The 19464-nt window shown below is 48.1% G+C and carries 16 protein-coding genes; 3 read left to right on the forward strand and 13 right to left on the reverse strand.

Annotation, left to right across the window (positions count from 1 at the left end; translation table 11 throughout):
• Window positions 1-367: 367 nt before the first annotated feature.
• From ACZ449_RS16670 to ACZ449_RS16705, 8 genes are all read right to left on the reverse strand, one after another.
• Window positions 368-1039 carry a response regulator transcription factor gene (locus ACZ449_RS16670; protein ID WP_464257188.1) on the reverse strand — a complete coding sequence of 224 codons (672 nt, stop codon included), beginning with the start codon at window positions 1037-1039 and terminating at the stop codon, window positions 368-370.
• Window positions 1036-2772 carry a sensor histidine kinase gene (locus ACZ449_RS16675; RefSeq protein ID WP_464257189.1) on the reverse strand — a complete coding sequence of 579 codons (1737 nt, stop codon included), beginning with the start codon at window positions 2770-2772 and terminating at the stop codon, window positions 1036-1038. The genes ACZ449_RS16670 and ACZ449_RS16675 overlap by 4 nt, the downstream gene beginning before the upstream one ends.
• Before the next feature lie 76 nt (window positions 2773-2848).
• Entirely contained in the window at window positions 2849-3751 is a 903-nt protein-coding gene (locus ACZ449_RS16680; RefSeq protein ID WP_464257190.1) for a uroporphyrinogen decarboxylase family protein, read from the reverse strand.
• A gap of 47 nt (window positions 3752-3798) precedes the next feature.
• Window positions 3799-4272, reverse strand: coding sequence for a hypothetical protein (locus ACZ449_RS16685; RefSeq protein WP_464257191.1), 474 nt, complete (start codon window positions 4270-4272; stop codon window positions 3799-3801).
• Window positions 4273-4292: 20 nt separating this feature from the next.
• Complete coding sequence (locus ACZ449_RS16690; RefSeq protein ID WP_464257192.1) at window positions 4293-5027, reverse strand: phosphate ABC transporter ATP-binding protein; 735 nt, start codon at window positions 5025-5027, stop codon at window positions 4293-4295.
• Entirely contained in the window at window positions 5020-5844 is an 825-nt protein-coding gene (pstA, locus tag ACZ449_RS16695; RefSeq protein ID WP_464257193.1) for a phosphate ABC transporter permease PstA, read from the reverse strand. The genes ACZ449_RS16690 and pstA overlap by 8 nt, the downstream gene beginning before the upstream one ends.
• Entirely contained in the window at window positions 5844-6713 is an 870-nt protein-coding gene (gene pstC, locus ACZ449_RS16700) for a phosphate ABC transporter permease subunit PstC (RefSeq protein ID WP_464257194.1), read from the reverse strand. The genes pstA and pstC overlap by 1 nt, the downstream gene beginning before the upstream one ends.
• 152 nt (window positions 6714-6865) lie before the next feature.
• Window positions 6866-7765 (reverse strand): phosphate ABC transporter substrate-binding protein, encoded by a 900-nt coding sequence (locus tag ACZ449_RS16705; RefSeq protein WP_464257195.1) that lies wholly within the window; start codon window positions 7763-7765, stop codon window positions 6866-6868.
• 276 nt (window positions 7766-8041) lie between these two features.
• On the opposite strand from ACZ449_RS16705, the gene ACZ449_RS16710 reads away from it, so the two are divergent.
• Entirely contained in the window at window positions 8042-8527 is a 486-nt protein-coding gene (locus tag ACZ449_RS16710) for a CarD family transcriptional regulator (protein ID WP_464257196.1), read from the forward strand.
• A gap of 69 nt (window positions 8528-8596) precedes the next feature.
• On the opposite strand, the gene ACZ449_RS16715 is transcribed toward ACZ449_RS16710, so the two are convergent.
• Both ACZ449_RS16715 and pdxR read right to left on the reverse strand, forming a co-directional pair.
• Window positions 8597-9856 carry a purple acid phosphatase family protein gene (locus ACZ449_RS16715; RefSeq protein WP_464257197.1) on the reverse strand — a complete coding sequence of 420 codons (1260 nt, stop codon included), beginning with the start codon at window positions 9854-9856 and terminating at the stop codon, window positions 8597-8599.
• A 4-nt stretch (window positions 9857-9860) separates the two neighbouring features.
• The gene (gene pdxR, locus ACZ449_RS16720; protein WP_464257198.1) at window positions 9861-11306 is read right to left on the reverse strand and encodes a MocR-like pyridoxine biosynthesis transcription factor PdxR; all 1446 of its coding nucleotides are present in this window, start codon (window positions 11304-11306) and stop codon (window positions 9861-9863) included.
• A gap of 122 nt (window positions 11307-11428) precedes the next feature.
• Between pdxR and pdxS the strand changes: the two genes are divergently transcribed.
• Both pdxS and pdxT read left to right on the forward strand, forming a co-directional pair.
• On the forward strand, window positions 11429-12307 hold the full coding sequence (gene pdxS / locus ACZ449_RS16725) for a pyridoxal 5'-phosphate synthase lyase subunit PdxS (RefSeq protein WP_464257199.1): 879 nt from the start codon (window positions 11429-11431) through the stop codon (window positions 12305-12307).
• Window positions 12308-12309: 2 nt separating this feature from the next.
• Window positions 12310-12897, forward strand: coding sequence for a pyridoxal 5'-phosphate synthase glutaminase subunit PdxT (gene pdxT / locus ACZ449_RS16730; RefSeq protein WP_464257200.1), 588 nt, complete (start codon window positions 12310-12312; stop codon window positions 12895-12897).
• A gap of 87 nt (window positions 12898-12984) precedes the next feature.
• On the opposite strand, the gene ACZ449_RS16735 is transcribed toward pdxT, so the two are convergent.
• From ACZ449_RS16735 to ACZ449_RS16745, 3 genes are all read right to left on the reverse strand, one after another.
• Window positions 12985-17418, reverse strand: a complete 4434-nt coding sequence (locus tag ACZ449_RS16735; RefSeq protein ID WP_464257201.1) for a beta strand repeat-containing protein — start codon at window positions 17416-17418, stop codon at window positions 12985-12987.
• 18 nt (window positions 17419-17436) lie between these two features.
• Window positions 17437-19125, reverse strand: a complete 1689-nt coding sequence (locus ACZ449_RS16740; protein WP_464257202.1) for a ShlB/FhaC/HecB family hemolysin secretion/activation protein — start codon at window positions 19123-19125, stop codon at window positions 17437-17439.
• 64 nt (window positions 19126-19189) lie between these two features.
• Window positions 19190-19420 carry a DUF2442 domain-containing protein gene (locus ACZ449_RS16745; protein ID WP_464257203.1) on the reverse strand — a complete coding sequence of 77 codons (231 nt, stop codon included), beginning with the start codon at window positions 19418-19420 and terminating at the stop codon, window positions 19190-19192.
• Between the last annotated feature and the right edge of the window lie 44 nt (window positions 19421-19464).

A 19464-nucleotide genomic window follows, 5' to 3' on the forward strand; every position in this document is an offset into this window, starting at 1 on the left:
GATTTTTTAACGGAATACCGCCCGGCTTTTCTCCTACGGAACGCTTTTTCCGGCAAAGGCCGGGGAGTACGGGAGTTGCGGAAGTTACGGGGGTGCCGGGGTGCCACCACCTTATGGGGCACAATTTTTTTACGGTAAGGGGGTGGCGTTACCATCTTAGGGGGGGTGAGTTAACAAGACAAAACCACCGTCTCTTTGCTCAAGACGGGCGTAAACAGTACGGAGGCACAGGCGGTCGTTATGCATAAGCAGAGGTTAAGCGCTAGCGGCGAAACGTTGTATGACGGCCGCCTGTGCCGGGTTTTGTCTGATACATTAAAAAAAAGCATAGTTTCCTATGCTTTTTATCAAAGATTGTATTTTGTTATTAATTGTTTTCCTTATTGGCAGCCAATCCCAATTCTGTGGCAAAGGTAATGACTTGAGCACGATTCTCGAGTTGAAGCCGGCCAATAATTTCCCCCATATGGTATTTAATCGCTGCTTCACTGACATTCAGTTTAGCGGCTATCTCCTTGTAGGTCACACCCTGGGCGACCAGCTTGAGGATTTCAATTTGGCGAGCACTTAAGCAGTTGATTTTTTCCGGAGCCATATCTGCTATTTGCTGTTCTCGTTCCCGTTCCCTCCGGGAAAACTCTGCAAACACTTTGGCGGCTAAGCCAGGGGAAAGGGGCGATTCGCCGCGGTGTAACCCAACCAATAATGACAAGAACTGTTCTTTGGGCAGGCCTTTGAGTAAATAGCCTGAAGCGCCGGCCTTGATAGCTTTAAACAGATGTTCGTCATCCTGAGATACGGTCAACATTACAATTTTTATGTCCGGGTATTTATCCTTAATAAGCCGGGTTGCCTCAATTCCGTCCCCACCTGGCATCTGCACATCCATCAAAATGACCTCAGGTATCAGTTCTGCCGTTTTGCACAGCGCCTCCCGGAGATCCACCGCCATTCCGACCACTTCAATGTCATTGGCGGTCAGGAGATTTTTCAGTCCTTCCAAAAATAAAGCATGATCATCAACTAACAGCACTCTCATTGCGGCAGTTCCTTTCTGTCACCGCGGTCTATAGCCGGTTCGTTACCAACCTCCGACGCCAACGGGACTTGTAAAATAATCGTGGTTCCAGCACCTGACTTTGATCGGATGTCAAACTGCGTTCCGATCTCTGCCGCCCGTTCCTGCATAATTTTCAGCCCAAAGCTGCCTTTTTTCACTGCCGCCGTCGCAAAGTCAAACCCAGTTCCGTTGTCCTCCACCAAAATATCGGCCAGGTTGCCGTCAATCCTGACCATAACCCTGACCTGACTGGCACCCGCGTGTTTGCGGATATTGGTCAACGCTTCCTGAATAATTCGCAGCAATTGCACTTCGGTCGTCGGCGACAGCAGCCTGGCGGCAAATTCGTTACTAACTGTTAACACGGTGTCAATTCCATAATTTTGCTTAAACCACTGGAGATATTCCTCTACGTTTTGCCATATCCCTTGCTCTGTTGCCGCTGCGAGTTGTAACCCGGTGATGGATTCCCGGATATCGACATGCATATCCCGAGTAACTCCTGCCAGTCTTGCCAGCAGTGCTTCGGCTTGAACAGGGTCTTTTTTTTCTAAAAATGTCCGAGCGGCCTCGACCTGCATATGGATATAACTCCATTGTTGTCCCGGTCCGTCATGCAGTTCCCTGCCCAGCCGTTCCCGTTCGGTCAAAATGGACAACGCTTTTTCGCGTTCCAGAAGCTTGGCCTGATTGCATTTTTGCTCGGTTATATCTTTAAAGATAATCGCTTTTCCCATTGAATGTCCCCTGGTATGCAAAGAAGTTACATTTAGTTGGTAAAACCGGTTGCCTGCAGACAATTCCCGTACCACTTCCAATACAGTTCGCCCGGAATTGTCAGCAACGTGCGCCAGTTCCGGCCAGGCTGCGACAAGTTCTTCATATTTAGTACCAACAGCAGCCGGCAAACCGGCTAGGATTGTTTGTGCGGCCGGATTCATATCAACAACAAAACCATATTCATCGACAACGAGTAAGCCGTCAAACATGTTCCTGACGGCAACTTGCTGCGCCAACGGCAAAATATTGTAGACCTGCCACCGGTAAAAGCCCCAGGTAACAAAGAGCCCTGCCAGCAAGAAGCCCAGCGGCAGCGGCACCAGCCAACCGACCCCCGGGTGGTTCTCAAATATAATACCGATTAGCGAAGCCAAACCTGACATCGTAAACCACCAAGCCTGATGGCGGCGCAGGCCTGCTGTAATGAAAATCCAACGCACATTCAAGGCCAGAGTTATGATACTGAGCGTATAACTAGATAGCCTAATTGCCAGGTTGCCGTATCCCAGAATAACGTGTAAGACCTGGCCGTCAAGCCAGGTCTGCTGCCCATATAGCCCATGCCAGGGATCGGTTAGAATGGCTAACCATAAACAGCCGATAATTCCCAAATATCCTTGTTTAACAAATGGCGGTACCAGTTTCCCCTGATTACTGATTTCCAATGTAAAAATAAACCAGAGATAAGGAGAAAGCACGCCTGCCAGTAAATTAAGCCGATAGGCAATAAGCTTATCGGTCAATTCGTGGTTGACACCGATCAGGATCATGGACACTAGCCACGCGGCTTTACAGCCCTGCAGACAGACCTGCTGTTTTGCACCCGGCATTTTGCGAAATTTCCAGATATAGGTCATTAAGGCAATCAGCGCCCCGGTAACCAAAAGATAAAGCCATATAGGTTCGACTGGTTGATACGCTCTACTTAGCACAAATAATCAGTTCCTTTGCTTGGGAAAAAATTAATCCCTTACGGTTTCCCTATGTTTATCATACTGACTCTATACGCTATATTGTTTTTCTTCTGGCCATTTCATAAACAGCCTTTACACTGTCCAACCGCATATCTTCAAAAAGCCCACTGCACGTACCAAAAATCAACCCACCATTGCTACCGGCAGCAGTAACAATCTGCTCTACCTTTTGTTCAAGCTGCGCTACATTGCGCGATTGAATTAATTCAGCAGGATCTAAGTTCCCCCACAAGCATAATTTGTGGCCATACTGCCTTTTTACCTCTCCAATATCCATGCCAGCCAGGGCCTCAATGCATTGCAGACCGTCAAACCCGGCGGCGACGATGTCATCAAGCACCATCGTCAGATTGCCGTCAGAATGAAAGAACACCGGCAAGCCTAACTGCTTGACATAATCGGCTTGCGCGGCTAATGAAGGAAATATCATTTCCCGCAAAAGCGCCGGACGAGCAATAACGCCCTGATTATAGGCAATATCGTCAGCCAGGAGGATACCATTTATCCCGTTGCCCGCCAATCGCTTAATAAGCTCTTTATTCAGGGTTTCGATAGCTGCAATAAACTCACAAAACTCCGAAGTACGGCGACCCAATTGCATCATCAACTGCTCAAAACCCAGTAGTTTACCAGCCCAGCCAATCGGACCATCGACTACAGCAAAGGTAAATAACTCGGTGTTCACCCAGTTCGGTAAATCGTTAAATACAATATCCTGAACACAAGGAGTACCGCGGGAAATATCCGTACAGGTTGGATGCAAACACACAGCATCCAACCCCATTGTATTGATAAACTCTAAACGGTGCTCAAACTGTAGAACTGTTTGCTTAAACATCATTTGTACCAGTTTATCGGTAATGACAAGCTCACCGCAGGGTGTCTGATCGACAGGCAGTCGTTTGATGGCTTGTTCCACTCTTGCTCTTTGTTTCATAATGCCTCCAATCTTGCTGACGTAAATTGGTGAATTTTCTTAGTCGTTTATGTTCGCAAAGTGGCCACAAGTCGCCCCGGCTTAAGCAGCAGCAAGAGCGCAGCTTTAGGGTTGGTTACCACAATATCAGCTTGCGCTAAGGTTGGCTGGTAAGCACCCTCCGGCCCAATAACACCAACCGCCAAAATGGCTTCCGCAAACATCGCGCAATCATTGGCGCCATTGCCAAAACAAATGGTAGTATCCGCACCGCACGCTCTGACAAAATCTCGTTTTTGGGCAGCTTCCTCCCCTTTATTAATGATATGGAGCTGTACACCTGCCACGTTTTCTAACTGTGCCCGGGCCAGGCCAAAGGTATCGGCAGTAAGTACCGTTACTTTGGCTGCTTCACCTACCTTTTCCAGGAGTTCCTTTATTTCCCCAGTAATTACACCATCTTCGGCCAGTGTGCCATTATAGTCAAATACTGCATTGGTTATTTTATACTCGCGACCATCTGGCAAAGTAAAATTTATCATCAACCTACTCTCCTTACATCTCAAAATGCCAAAAACTCCTGGGTAATCTGATTTTGCGGCTGTTCGAGCAGTAATGCTGTTGCATTATATTCGATGATTCGTCCTGCGGACATGAAAATCGTTTGATCGGCCAATCGCTTGGCTTGCATAAGATTATGAGTAACAATAACAATTGTTACATGTTCCCTTAACTCTACCAACAATTTTTCTATCAACTGCGTGGATTTGATGTCAAGACTAGAACAGGGCTCATCAAGCAGCAACACCCTGGGATCTACTGCTAATATCCGACCAATAGATAGTCGTTGCAATTGGCCACCTGACAACTCACTTGCCGGTGAATTCAGTTTATCTTTTACCTCATTCCATAAGCCGACTTTTGTAAGAGTTGTTGTAACCACAGTATCTAGCTCCACCTTATCTCTTACACCATAGTACCTTGGTCCAAACAGAATGTTTTCCTTAATACTTAGCGGCAGCGCTATTGGCTTTTGCAAAACCATACCAGCTTGCCGCCGCACTGCTGCCGGGTTATTCAATTGATAAACGTCCTGGCCGTCCAGTAAGATACTCCCAGCAGCCCGAAACTCCTGCTGCAGTTCGGCTGTCCGGTTGATAGACTTTAACAACGTTGTTTTGCCACAGCCGGAAGGGCCAATAAGAGCAGTAATATCTTTTCTATTAAAATTAGCCGTTATAGTGTGAAGAACCTGCTTTTTAGCGTAAAAAGCAGTAAATTCTTTTATTTTAATCATAGAATGCCACTCTCTTTCCATACCGGCTGCGCAAATAAAGGCTAAGCAGATTTAGCGCCAGCAAAATCAGTACTAGAACTAATGCCGTTCCATAAGCCCGTTCAAGCGAAATATGCTGACTAAACAAAATGTATAGATGAAATGGCAAGGCCATAACCGGGTTTAACAGGCTAACAGAACCCCGCGACATGACAACAGCAGCTGTAACCATAATAGGCGCTGTCGCGCCAGCAGCATACCCCATAGCCAATAATATTGAACTTAGTAAATGGGGACTAGCTACAGGCAGAATAATTCTTTGCAGCAAATAGCGACGCGAAACGCCTAGCGATTCCCCTAAAAGTCGGTAGTCATCATTGACTGCTTGTAATGCATCCCGCATCAAGACTACCAAAGTCGGTAGAATCATAATTGCTAACGTAAGTCCACCAGACAGTAACGATATACCTAATCCCAGAGTAACAACAAAGCAAGCATAGCCGAATAGACCGATTAAGATTGACGGGATACCAATCATAGCCTGGATAACAAAATTGATCACATGTGCAAGTGGTGATGCTTTCCCATATTCAACAAGATAGATGGCTGTCAACAGGGCCGGTATGGCAGCAGTCAAAGTAGCAATAGCAACCAAACTAATTGTTCCAATTATTGCCGGGAAGATTCCGCCTTCCATTCCCAAATATAGACCCTTGGGTGTTGAGGTTAAAAATTCCCAGGAGATCACCCCACCACCGCGAACAACCAGCAATCCCATAATAAATAGTAAAATAGCGATAACCACTAGCCCTGAAGCCCATAAGCAGATTCTTCCCATTAGCCTCTCCCCCTGCTATTACAATAATAAATCGCGAAGTTAATGGAAGAAACAAACAAAAGCAAGACTAAACCTGCCGCGAACAAGGCTTGATATTGGCGGCTGCCAATGCCAGCTGTCCCAATTTCTAGTGCGATAAGCGCTGACAGCGGCTCTCCTTTGCTAAACCAGGAAAGCGGCAATGTAAGTGTATTTCCTGCAAGCATGAGCACTGCCATAGTTTCTCCGGCGGCCCGGCCAAAAGCAAGTGTAACAGCACTAGCCATACTGCGTCCTGCCAATGGGGTTAATATTTTAGTTGTTATATACAGCTTAGAAACACCTAGCACATACCCAGCCTCCCGGTATGTCAGAGGAATTGCTTTAAAGGCAGCATAAGTGCCTGACACAATGTATGGAACAACCATAATCGACAATACTAATGATGCACAAAACAACGATTCCCCGCTCGGTACGCCTAGTACCCGTTCGTACCAGGGGACTATTACACTCGCTCCCAGAAAACCGTACACTACCGAGGGAATTCCGGTAAGAATATGCAGTACGGTACGGATTACAGCCGACAACCAGCCTGGTGCATATTCGGCAAGAAAAATACCACAGCAAATTCCCAGCGGCGCAGCAATAAGCATAGCTCCCAGTGACGACCACAGCGTACTGACCAGCATAGTGAAAAAGCCGAATTGTGACGATTCACCCAGTGGCTGCCATTCCTTGCCTAACAGTAGTGGTAAAATTCCTGCATCCCACCAAATTGGCAAGCTTTCGCCAGCAATGAACACATATAACGACAACAGTACTAGCACTGAACCTATTGCGCATACTTTGCCGCACCATTTTAGTACTATATCTTTTCTATCACATGCCATAGAACTCTCCACCAAACAAAATCTTTTTCTATTTTCCCGCAACTTCAGCACTAAAATAAAAACGAGATTGCTTCACTATGTTCGCAATGACGACATGGGCGCCTCCCAAACGGTCATTGCGAGCGCAGCGTGGCAATCTCACTCTAGTACTGCTATTTGTTTTTGACAGGTACAAATCCCATTTCTTCTAAGGTTTTAAGGCCGCTATCTGATATCAGATAGTTGATAAGCTGTTGTTCACGTTCATCAGGCTGAGTCTTGGCGATAAGAATTAGCGGACGCGCTATGGTATACTTACCGCTTACGATATTCTCATTGGTGGGCTCTACACCATCAACAGACAGTACAGCAATTTTGCCCTTATTTTGCTCAACCAAACCTGTAGAAACATAGCCGACAACATCCACGTTGTCTTGAACCTTACCTGCCAATGCCCCCATTGATGGGAATTGAATAGCCTCTTTAGAGATTGGCGTGCCTTTCATTACTGCTTCATCAAATGCCTGGCTGGCACCACCGCCCAGGTCACGAATTGCCACAACAATCGGTCGTTCCGGCAAGCTGGCATCAAGCTGCTTCCAAGTTTTTATCTCACCAGAAAAAATGCGTTTAACCTCATTCTTAGTCAGATTTGGTTTGACTTTTGCAACTGGATTTTGTGGATGTACAGCAATCGTCAACGCGTCAAATCCTACCGTATACAGCTTATGGTTGGGAAGTTTTTGTTTTTCAGCTTCAGTCACTACCCGCGACACCAGACCAATGTCGACAGTCCCATTAGTAGCCGATTTTACCCCAAAGCCTGAACCACCAGTAGCCACGAAAATTGCAATCGGTTCATCAGCCAAGCTATCTTTTACCTTTTTCCAGGTCTTATATTTCTCAGTAAAATCATCAGCAACCTTGGCAACTACCGGTGCCAGCGTACTGGAACCACCAATTTTAATTGAAAAGTCCTTAGCCTGCGGTGGCTTATTAGTAGTAGAACCACCACAGCCTGCAATAACAGCGGTAAAAATTAGTAATAGAAAATACGTTAGCAGCTTCTTCATTATTTCCTCCCAAATCGACTTATTTATGATAAATGCTATATTAATTCTATAATATCTATATGGTTTGTCAATGGATTTTTTCTAAAAAGAAGAGCAACTTCAAGTCTACCTACCAGTTATAAGCACTAAAGTAACTATTGCCTCATACAGGAATATCTGGATAATAAATTAACATATTGACGGCTTCAAATTGCAGTGCTATAATTATGGTTTTTAATTTGATATTTTTCTATTTTTGTGATATACTTAATAACATCGTTACTAGGGGGTGACTTCATGTTTCAAATAGGTGATAAGATCTTTTATCCAATGCATGGTGGAGGTATTATCGAGAAGATCGAAGAGAAAGAAATGTTTGGGCAGACACAGCTTTATTATGTTGTCAATATACCTCATCGAAACATGCAGGTAATGCTCCCCTTGGATAAGACAGAAAAACTGGGGATGCGCCCGATAGTAGATCCAGATAAGCTGGATAATGTGCTTAGCACTTTCCACAGTGGTGAAACAGATACAACACCAATGAATGATACCCAAAGGCAGCGACTGAACATGAGCAAGATCAAGAGTGGTGATATCTGCGAAGAAGTTGCTGTCATTCGGGATCTACTCAGAATCAAAAATAAGCGCAAGTTGGGGATGGCTGATAAGAACATGCTTGACAACGCCCGGCAAATTCTCATCAGCGAAGTCGTACTGGTAAAAGATATTCCTCATGACCAAGCCACTCATTTATTAGACGAAATATGCGATCTTCAATAACACACAACCAGTAAAACCCCTGAGCCAAATGGCTTAGGGGTTTTTTCTGGTTTCAGCGCTATGTTTCGTTTATTTACTAATAACCCAATTGTCAATAAGCACACCACTTTGCTTAAATGCCTTCACCTGCAGCGTAGTCTGACTGACTGCTACAACCAGATAATTGGGTTCGTCCTGCGGATCATAGAAAAACTCATGCCACTCTTTGGCTAGCACATTCGGATAGGTTTTAGTTCCACTCCTGCCAGTGGCAACATAGATTGTCCCCTGAACCGGGCTAGCTGTCACCATGCCACCATAAAGCGGGTAGGTCCGGGCGTAGGCATGATCATGGCCAGTAAATACAACGTCTATATGATATTTATCAAAAATAGGCCCAAACGCTTTGCGGATAGCATCATTGTCCTCAGGCTTATTATTGTAGAGCGGGCGATGTAAGAAGGCAATTTTCCATTTTTTCCGGGTACTCTGTAAGTCGTTTTCCAACCAGACCTTTTGCTGTTCGAGCATGTCAGGCACAAATTCGCGTTGCTCTCCTGCCTGACTGTCTAACATAACAAAATGTACATCTCCGTAATCGAAAGAATATACCTGGCCCTTCAGAGTCTCAGGACCATTGAGCGGTAACTTTAATTGCGCCGTAAACAAAACCGGCATGGTGAACTGGCGGCGCTGTGGTGTATAGTACTCATGATTACCAGTCACAGGCATAACCGGGATTGTATCAACAACCCCTCGCCCCGCACTAAACCAGCTATTCCACTGGGCATAATCCTGACCGACATCAACAAGATCACCTACATTTGCAAAGAATGCAGCTTGATAGTTAGCTTGATATGCCTTGTGCAAGGTAGTCCCCCAAACATTATAATTAATGCTCTGGGAGTCACCAAATACCAAAAAGGTAAAATTCTGTGTTATTGCTGGTGCTGTAGTGAAATATTTTGGCTGGCTCCAGCCATCAGGCCCGCCCACCCGATAAACATAACGGGTATTGGGCTTTAGTCCAGTTATGAGGGCGGAGTGAATAGCCAAATCGCCGATATTCGTATGAAGTGCTTCTACACTGGCAACTATAGTTATAGCATGCTCAGGGAACAAGTGGCCATTTATTGTTTCAGCATACTGCACCTGCCCGCCAACCGTAACAGCCGCCGTTCGCCAGGTTATCGTCTGCGTGGTTTTAGGATCAGCTGACCAGGTTAACGTAATATGCTCCGGAGCCGCCGTGGCCCCCATAGCAATTGTTGACAGAAAGGTTGACGAAGAACTGAGCACCAAAACAATAACAAGAAAAAAGATATGTAAAAATAGCTTTGTTTTTCTCATCTACTCACCTGACCCTTTCACCTATAATTTTACCCAATAGTTTTACTCCCTGTAGTATTTCTTCCGAGCAAACCACCGCAAAACTTAGCCGGATAAACCGGTCAGGCGCATGTCGCGGAAAAAATGCCGTACCTGGGGTTAACAGCATACCCTGCTGCTCGGCAGCTTGAACAACCTGCTGAGCAGATACCCCTTCCGGTAAAGCCAGCCAGCAGGTCAAGCCGCCCCGGGGTCGGTGACAGGTTACGCTAGGCGGCAGAAACTGCTCAATGGCCGCCAGTGTTGTTTGATACCGTTCTATGTAAATGCGGCGAATAGCCGCAATGTGCTGCTGCCAGATGCCTTTGCGCAAGTAGAGATCAAAGGCCCGCTGCGTCAAGCCGGAAGTAGAAATATCCGAATTGTGCTTACTAGCCAGCACTTTCGCCACCATGGACGGCGGCATTAACAGAAAAGCTAGTCTGAGACCAGGCATAAAGATTTTAGAAAAACTTTTTAAATATATAACCCGCTGGTCACGGTCCAGCGCCTTTAGCGGGGCCAAGGGCACGTCAGAAACATCCAGTTCACTGATATAGTCATCTTCCAAAATTAGCGCATTATATCGCCTGGCAAGACCAATTAACCGATTCCTTTTGCCAAGTGAATAGGAATAGCCTGTCGGGTTCTGGATATTTGCCATTACATAAATCAATTTAGGACGAAATGATCTGATTTTGGCTTCCAATTCCTGAATATTAATGCCGTCACTTTCCATATTTATTTCAACAATTTTGGCACCGCGGGAACGAAAAGCCGCAATGGCACCAGGATAAGTGGGGTTTTCGGTAAACACATAGTCACCATAATTTAATACAGCCTTAGCAACAATATCTATGCCTTGCTGGGCTCCTGAAATAATCTGAACATTATTAGCCTGCGCTTTGATCCCCTGTTCCTTTAGATAAGTGGAAATCGCCTGCCGTAAGGGCTCAAATCCCTGGCTGTCCTGATAGCTAAACGCATTGCCCTGATCTCGATCCAGGACTTCGATCAACACATTTTTAAAATCGTCAATTGGCAATAAATCAGGGGGCGGCATTACAGTGGCAAAATCAAGATAATTTTTTCCTGGGTCTACCGTAACAGGTGATAGGAGCTCTACTTCGTTTTCAGCAGCAGGCTGATATTCGGTATTGCCATTGACTGGTATTTCAGCCACATAACTGCCGCTGCCGGCACGGGAAAAGATGTAGCCGTTTTGCTCCAGTAATTTATAGGCATTAACCACCGTCCCCGGATTAACCTCCAAAAAAGCTGCTAGCTTACGCACCGGCGGCAATAAATAGCCATAACTCAATTTGCCGCTGGTAATCAGCTCGCGCAAGTTATCATACAACTGAACATATAGAGCTATTTTATTGTTTTTTATTAATTGTATCGATACAAATTCTAAAAATTCCGTAGTCATCTTGCTTTTTCTTTCCCACCTTGCTATAATTACAAAAATTTTGTACTAATACATTGAAATCGTGTCGGTACAATTATTTTAACAGAACAATTCATTTTATGCAAAGAGGAGGACAATAAATTATGCAAAACCAATATGAACTCAACAAAAACTTGGCTCAAATGTTAAAGGGTGGCGTCATTATGGATGTTACCAATGCGGAACAGGCCAAAATTGCGGAAACAGCCGGGGCCGTCGCTGTTATGGCCCTGGAACGTGTACCTGCCGACATTCGTAAAGATGGCGGCGTAGCCCGGATGTCTGATCCGAAAATGATTCGTGAAATTAAAGCCACCGTTACGATACCTGTCATGGCGAAAGCTAGAATTGGTCATTTTGTTGAAGCCCAGATTCTTGAAGCTTTGGGTATTGACTATGTCGACGAAAGTGAAGTCTTAACCCCGGCCGATGAGTCCTACCACATTAATAAACGCGATTTCAAAATCCCCTTTGTCTGCGGTGCCCGCAACCTGGGCGAAGCCTTGCGCCGTATTGGCGAGGGTGCCGCTATGATCCGCACCAAGGGAGAAGCTGGCACAGGCGATGTTGTCGAGGCTGTCCGGCATATGCGTACCATGCTGGCCGATATGCGCCGGGTAAAAGCCGCACCGGCCGAAGAACTAATGAGTATTGCTAAGGAAATGAGCGCCCCCTTTGACCTTATTGAGTATATCTGGAAACATGGTAAATTGCCTGTTGTTAACTTCGCTGCCGGCGGCATTGCCACTCCAGCCGACGCCGCCCTCATGATGCAGCTGGGTTGCGATGGTGTATTTGTCGGTTCAGGTATTTTCAAATCAGGTGATCCTGCCAAACGCGCCAAAGCCATTGTCGAAGCTACCACTCACTACAATGACCCTGAATTTTTAGCCCGTGTTTCCGAAAACCTAGGTGAGCCCATGGTCGGTATTGGACTGGACAAACTTGAGCCAGCTGATCGCCTGGCAAGCAGAGGGTGGTAGACTTGCTCACAGTTGGCGTTTTAGCCCTCCAAGGAGCTGTGCAGGAACACCTGGACTGTCTGAACGCACTCCCTGATACCCAGGGCATTGCCGTAAAGAAGGCGGCTGAACTTAGCACCGTGGATGCCCTTATCCTGCCTGGCGGCGAGTCAACAACCATGGGCAAGCTGTTACAGGAGTTTGACCTGGCTCCCCTCCTGGCTGACAAAATTAAATCAGGCCTGCCGGTATGGGGAACCTGCGCTGGCATGATTCTCTTAGCCAAGACTATTGTTGACGAACCTGTCAACCATCTGGGGGTAATGGATATTACTGTCCAGCGTAACGCGTATGGCAGTCAGCTCGATAGTTTTTGCACAGAGCAAATTGTGCCAGCAGTCTCCGCTGCGCCTGTACCCCTGGTATTTATCCGCGCCCCTTATGTTGTTACGGCCGGTCAGGCGGTAAAAATACTGGCCGTTGTTGCTGGCAAAATTGTCGCTGTAGAAGAAAACAACATGCTGGCAACCGCTTTTCATCCGGAATTAAGTGGCTGCCTGGATTTTCACAGATACTTTGTTGACAAAGCGAAAGCCTGCTTCAGCAAATAAACATGACAAATAAGAAATACCTTGTGCACACCATCACTAGTGGGCACAAGGTATTTTTATCTGCTAATTATTGTCCGCATTCCGCTTTTATATATTATTCTGTTTTTTAGTATCTTCACCTGTTACTGGCAAATTTGGGTCTACTGTATTGTTGGGGTGATTAGCTGGCAACAAGGCAGACGGATTGGATAAGGTTCCAATATTAATGCCGCTCCCTTCTATCGTATACAGCGAGTTGCTAGTTCCCCTTATTCCTGCTGTATTGCCTGACATAAAAAAGCTATCGGCGTGGCTGGGACTACCAAAAGCACTGGAAACGTACTGGAGAATCGATGGCAATATTCTTTTGAAAACATCCAATGTATTTGTCGGCGTCGGCGTCGGCGTCGGTGCCGGTGTTGGTGTTGGTGTCGGTGTTGGTGTCGGCGTTGGTGTCGGCGTTGGTGTCGGCGTTGGTGTCGGCGGATTAACCGGGATGGAATGAACGGCCAACGCATTACTATTACCAGGTGCCTGGACAAAAGTATAATTCCCATCGTTCGCTGTCAAACCACTTCCATTAATAGCATATGGGCCAACAGGACTGACGGTATCGGCCAAACTGGAGAAAGCGAGAGTTCCTGTTGTGGCTGTCGTTTGTGTTTCCCCATTAACAAATCCGATTACCGTACCGCTGAAGACTGGATTGGCCTCGCCATATAACCGACTAGACGAATTAGCTGTGTACGTCAGACTAGCCGGTGTAATGTCGGCGTTTGCTAATGCGGTGGTGTTCTGCAAGCTATAGTTCCCGGCATCTGTCCCACTGATGTTGATGCCGCTCACGTTCACCGCCTTGTTGTTTCCTACGTTCTTATCACCGAAGGCCGCTGTGCCGCTGGCGCTCAGATTATCGCCGCTTATCCAGCCGCCGTAGGTCACGCTAGCATCGGTCAGACCGTTGTAGATCTTATTCACTCCAGTCGCCGTTACCGTTAGCAGGGCCGGCGTGATGTTGGCTGTCGTCGTAGCTGTAGTGTTCTGCAAGCTATAGTTCCCGGCATCTGTCCCACTGATGTTGATGCCGTTCACATTCACTGCCTTATTGCTTCCTACGTTCTTATCGCCGAAGGCCGCTGTGCCGCTGGCGCTCAGATTATCGCCGCTTATCCAGCCGCCGTAGGTCACGCTAGCATCGGTCAGACCGTTGTAGATCTTATTCACTCCAGTCGCCGTTACCGTTAGGAGGGCCGGCGTGATGTTGGCTGTCGTCGTAGCTGTAGTGTTCTGCAAGCTATAGTTCCCGGCATCTGTCCCACTGATGTTGATGCCGTTCACATTCACTGCCTTATTGCTTCCTACGTTCTTATCGCCGAAGGCCGCTGTGCCGCTGGCGCTCAGATTATCGCCGCTTATCCAGCCGCCATAGGTCACGTTGGCATTAGTCAGGCCATTGTAGATCTTATTTACTCCAGTCGCCGTTACCGTTAGGAGGGCCGGCGTGATGTTGGCTGTCGTCGTAGCAGTACTGTTCTGCAAGCTATAGTTCCCGGCATCTGTCCCACTGATGTTAATGCCGCTCACGTTCACTGCCTTGTTGTTTCCGACGTTCTTATCGCCGAAGGCCGCTGTGCCGCTGGCGCTCAGATTATCGCCGCTTATCCAGCCGCCATAGGTCACGCTAGCATCAGTCAAGCCATTATACACCTTATTTACTCCAGTCGCCGTTACCGTTAAGGGGGCTTTAGTCACTGTTAGAGTACCGCTGGCAAAAGTAATATTATAGCCTTGCTGATCAGTAAATAGACCTGTGGGAATAACGGTATAGTTTCCCACATCTTTGCTTGCGCCGGTAAAAGCCAGTGTGCCGGAAAGTGTAACAGGCGATGAATACGTAACTCCTGCACTGCCGTTATATATCGTTCCGTTATAGATCATGCTAGTCGAATTAGCCGTAACTGTTACCGACTGTAAGAATGACTTGAGCAAAGGGATGGTGCTGCCATCGTAGAATTTCCACACACTTTGATCCCATGAAGCGAAAGTAGCTGCCATCTTCATTTCATCTGCTGTTTTACCAATTGCGCCAGAAGTAGTGCCATCACCAACACCATTTAGTCCAGCGTTGACGGTCGTGTTCCAAAAACAATTTTGGATCAGATCCATTCCCGATGCGTACGTTCCCAACAGACCGCCGACGCCGACAACGCCAGTCACTTTTCCAGTGCTGAAGGAATACCGAATAGCATTTGAGCTATATCCCACCAGGCCGCCGACCAAATTGCCAGTCACGTCTCCCGTGCTGTAGGAATTATCAACTGTGCCAGTGTTTTTCCCGACCAAGCCACCAGCATTACTACCGTAAGCATTCACTTCACTCGTACTATAACTGTTCTTGATGCTGCCGCCACTGGAGTTTAACCCTACCAAGCCGCCGGCATCCGTTGAGTTAGCCGAAGCCATTTTTCCTGCGCTATAGCTGTTGATAATCGCTCCGGTATCAATGCTAGTTCCGCTGTTCACGCCAACCAAGCCGCCAATATCAGGAGCCGCCGTCATATTCAGGTTAACTAAGCTATAGCAATTGATAATGTTGCCTCCATAATTACTCCCAATTAAGCCGCCGACGCGGCCAGCCGTCCCGGTTATCGACCCACTAACGCCAACGTTGCGGAGAAGAGCATTGGTTTCAGTCCTGCCAAATAAACCGACAGAAACGCCACCACCGCCAGCATTAATGTTGATTTCGACCTTATGCCCTAGCCCATCAAGTACGCCGACAAAAGGGCTACCTAATGTTCCTTTCGCCGCGATCACACCTGTAATATCGTTGTTGAGCGCATAATAGCCGGACAATAGCATACTATTCCAATCACCCACGGTGTTAATCAGCATGTATGGATGAAGATTACCTTGATTGTCAGAAATAGATAACCCACCGGTCCCCGTCAGACTTACCGACCCATACTTACCGACCAGCAGATTTCCTGCACTGCCCGGCGTAAAGGTCAGATTCCCCGCGCCTCCGTCCGTAATGGCGGCATTGACATTGATATTTCTGGATGCGGTTAAAGTCAGCGAGCCGCCGCCTGTCCAGCTTAGCGCCGAGTTGACGTGGATGTCGCCATTACCGGTTGTTGCGCCAGGACTACTGGAGGTCACAGTAGCACTGGTGCCGCCATCCAAAGCTGTCTTAAGGCTGCTGGCCGCCGCCGTATCAATGGTATAGTCCGTCGGGTCCAACAGCCAACTCCCGCCCTTACCTTTGGCAGTTCCGGCGTTGACCGCGCCAGTTACACTGAGAGTGTTTTTCCCCGAGGTCTCAACCATGCCGCCGTCGCCGCTGACTGAGCCGCCTCTGGCAGTTATCTTACCGGCGAAGGTGGTGGTGTCGTCGGCCCACACCACTACCTTGCCGCCGTTGCCACTAGTGATGGCATCAGCGTTAAGGCTGGCTCCGGCAGCAACTTTAGTCGTGGTGGCGTTTTGTTCTGTCCCTTTGCCCTGGTAGTTGCCGCCGACAAGAATTGTGCCGCCCCCGATTTCGCCTGAGGCGTCGAGTTTAGCCTGTCCGGTCAGTTCGATTTTTCCGCCAAGTACTTTGATGGTGCCGCCGGTTTGTCCGGCATTCTTGCCGCTGGCATCCAGTGTACCGCTATTTGTCACTGCACCGTTTGTGCCACCATCCAGAATAATAACACCATTTTTACTCACAGCGCTTTGCGCTTTGATCACACCGCTGTTGTTGACAGCCGTACCGGCTAACGTATTAGCCGTACTGGCAGTCATGACCACCTGCCCGCCATTGGCCTGGATAAGTCCGCTATTAGCCGCGCTGGCATTCAGGGTTTTTTGGTCGACAGCCAGCTTCAGCAGGCCATCGCCGGTGAAGTCAAGGGTAACGGCTTTGCCGCCGGCAAGGGCGACTGTGCCTTGATTGGCGGTAATGATGCCTTCGTTTTTCGCCTGGGCGCCCAGGAGGACAACATAGCCGCCGTCGGCTGCTGTGATGGAGCCCTGGTTGATAACTGCACCTGCACCGCTGCCGCTCAGTTTGTAGCGTCCGGCCTGAAAGTCGTTGTCAGTCATATTCATAGTGGAAGCCACAAGGCCGCCGACGTTGACCTGGGAGCCAGGAGCAAACAAAATGCCGTTGGGATTGATAAGGAACACTTTGCCGTTGGCGCTGAGTGTGCCATAGATAGCGGAAGCGTTGCTGCCTAGGACACGGTTTAAGGCCACAGCGTTAGTGCCCGGCTGAATAAATCGGACGGTTTCACCCTTGGCAATGTTGAAGTTTTGCCAGTTAATGCCCAGTTTATCGGTGGTTTGGGTGACAGTGGTGTTGCCGCCAGCTTGGGCGATTTGCCCGGAGCCGCTGGCAATTTGCCCGCCGCTAGGGCTGGCGTATACGCCGGTAGCCGAGAATAGGAAGATACCTGCCGCCAATACCGGCGGCATTATAGTCCTGGTCATAGTATGGGCGATGTTTCTCGTCCCGGATTCATTGCGTTGCCAGGCTCGCAGCCATTTTCTTCTCATACTGCAGGTTCACGCTCCTTAAAAGTACTTTACGGCTTGCAGCCAGAAACGTCCGTTTTTATCGGTGTCAGAAGTGGCCTCTGCGGAAGAAAGCTTCCATGCATAATCCATGCGCAAGGAATATTCCCCGGCGCGGCTTAAGATGACGCCCAGACCCGCACCGGACAAGGTGCGGTGGTTGTCGCCGCTGGCTCCGTTCCACTGGTTTTTGTTAAGGGTTACCCCGCCCTGGTCATAGAAGAGAGCCAAGGCCAAATTTTCTTTACTGTTTTTAAGCGGCAGCTGCCAGTTGAATTCGCCGGTAAACAGATAGCCCTGGTCGCCAGTGGCTTCGCCTTGCGGGTAAGCGCGGACACCATTGGCGCCGCCTAGTGATATTTTCTCAGAAGAGTCAAGGTTTTTCCCGGTAGTTTGTCCGGTGAAGTTCAGTCCCAGGGTCAGCCGGTTATTTAGGTACTGGCGGCGGTTTAGATTGAGTACGGTTTTGTGATAACGGCCCTCGCTTTGAGCAGTCAGGGCATCGTTGGCGCTGTCGGCGCTGTTGTCAAATGCCAAGCGGCCACTGGTATAGGTCAGGGCATAACTGGTGTAGGCTGTATTTTTCTCCTGCCAGTTGCCGTTTAGGCCAATATTCCAGGCGTTGGTGTGTTTAGGCGTGTGACTGTCAGTTGAGCCGATATCGTCAACAAGTTTTTTGTGGTCATAGCCGATGCGGCCGCTCAGGTTGGCGTTATAGGAGCGCAAGAAGGGATAGGCCAGGTATATCCCGCTGGTATCGGCGGTGCCAGTGGCGTCAAGGCTGGCGAAGTCTTTGCCCAGGGTGTAGCGGGTATGGGCGTAATTGACACCTATATCCCAGCCGCCGCCCAGCGGCAATTGGTAGGATAGTCCGTAGTTGGTGAGACCGGAACCGGCGGTTATGCCGCTGAAGGTTAGGGTATCACCCTGCCGGAAGGGGTTGTTCCAGTTGACGACCATTCCCAAACGGTTGGCGCCGGTGAATTTATTACCATAATTGTCGACATAGATGGCACCATTGGTAGTGCTTGCGGCGTTAATTTCGATGGTGAGGTCACTAGTTCCGGGCTGAGTTCCCGGACTGAGGGTGGCATTGGTACGAATGCCTGACAGGTCTCGCAAGAGAAGCAGCGCCCGTTCCAGAGCCGGTTTGCGAATGATGTCACCCGATTTGAGAGGGTTGACAAACGAGTTGGCTTTATCTGCGCCAATAAGGGAGTTATCTTTAATGATAATATTTCCGTATTTGCCTGGAACAACTGTGATTTCAACAATACCATCTTGGATTGTCTGGGCCGGGATATAGGCAGTGGCAACAATATAACCCTGCTCATGCAGATAGTTGCTGAGCTTGGCTGCCAATCCATTAAGATCGGCAAGCGTCAGTTCCTGGCTGAGCGAGCCTTGCAACAGGGTTTGCAGTTGGCCTTCAGGAACAGGCAGTTCGCCGGTCAGCCGCAGCTTGGCAATGGGAAAGCGGGTGGATTGATCGACCTGAGTTGAGGGCGACGGCTGCTGGATGACGATGTCTTTATACTCTTGCTGCGGTTGAGCCAGTTCGGGTTTTTTGAGTCCTTCAATGGTTTTGCCGGCATCAGGCGCTTCCAGAGCCAGCGCGGCTAGTGGCGCAGCAGCCATCAGCAGGGCTAGTCCGGTTGTAAGGCAGCGGTTGATGGATGAATGATCCATTATATATTACTTCCTTTCTTTGCATAGGGTAGTACTAGCATTACACATGCCATATCCACCAACTTCATTTCATTACGATCTCCATAATCTCACTAATAGCAATAGCTATTCCTCCCGGCCAATATATCGATTTTCCGTCGGTTTTCACCGCTTGAAACACCTGCTCGTCTCTAAGTTCAGAAAACCGAGCAGTATGCAGTTTTTTTTTCATATCAAGCATCACCGAATGGTTGTTATCAAAGCGAACGGTAACCTGATAATCATCACCAAGAATCACTGCCGTGATTTTTCCCATACACTCACCTCACATCAATAAAGAAAAGCTAATTCATTTTAATC

The organism is Desulfosporomusa polytropa, from assembly GCF_055380075.1.

What these genes read in the sequence shown, in the direction of transcription:
- ACZ449_RS16670 (WP_464257188.1), bottom strand. Translation starts at nt 1,039, where the DNA reads ATGAGAGTGCTGTTAGTTGATGATCATGCTTTATTTTTGGAAGGACTG.
- ACZ449_RS16680 (WP_464257190.1), bottom strand. Translation starts at nt 3,751, where the DNA reads ATGAAACAAAGAGCAAGAGTGGAACAAGCCATCAAACGACTGCCTGTC.
- ACZ449_RS16685 (WP_464257191.1), bottom strand. Translation starts at nt 4,272, where the DNA reads ATGATAAATTTTACTTTGCCAGATGGTCGCGAGTATAAAATAACCAAT.
- ACZ449_RS16690 (WP_464257192.1), bottom strand. Translation starts at nt 5,027, where the DNA reads ATGATTAAAATAAAAGAATTTACTGCTTTTTACGCTAAAAAGCAGGTT.
- pstA (WP_464257193.1), bottom strand. Translation starts at nt 5,844, where the DNA reads ATGGGAAGAATCTGCTTATGGGCTTCAGGGCTAGTGGTTATCGCTATT.
- pstC (WP_464257194.1), bottom strand. Translation starts at nt 6,713, where the DNA reads ATGGCATGTGATAGAAAAGATATAGTACTAAAATGGTGCGGCAAAGTA.
- ACZ449_RS16705 (WP_464257195.1), bottom strand. Translation starts at nt 7,765, where the DNA reads ATGAAGAAGCTGCTAACGTATTTTCTATTACTAATTTTTACCGCTGTT.
- ACZ449_RS16710 (WP_464257196.1), top strand. Translation starts at nt 8,042, where the DNA reads ATGTTTCAAATAGGTGATAAGATCTTTTATCCAATGCATGGTGGAGGT.
- ACZ449_RS16715 (WP_464257197.1), bottom strand. Translation starts at nt 9,856, where the DNA reads ATGAGAAAAACAAAGCTATTTTTACATATCTTTTTTCTTGTTATTGTT.
- pdxR (WP_464257198.1), bottom strand. Translation starts at nt 11,306, where the DNA reads ATGACTACGGAATTTTTAGAATTTGTATCGATACAATTAATAAAAAAC.
- pdxS (WP_464257199.1), top strand. Translation starts at nt 11,429, where the DNA reads ATGCAAAACCAATATGAACTCAACAAAAACTTGGCTCAAATGTTAAAG.
- ACZ449_RS16735 (WP_464257201.1), bottom strand. Translation starts at nt 17,418, where the DNA reads ATGAGAAGAAAATGGCTGCGAGCCTGGCAACGCAATGAATCCGGGACG.
- ACZ449_RS16740 (WP_464257202.1), bottom strand. Translation starts at nt 19,125, where the DNA reads ATGGATCATTCATCCATCAACCGCTGCCTTACAACCGGACTAGCCCTG.
- ACZ449_RS16745 (WP_464257203.1), bottom strand. Translation starts at nt 19,420, where the DNA reads ATGGGAAAAATCACGGCAGTGATTCTTGGTGATGATTATCAGGTTACC.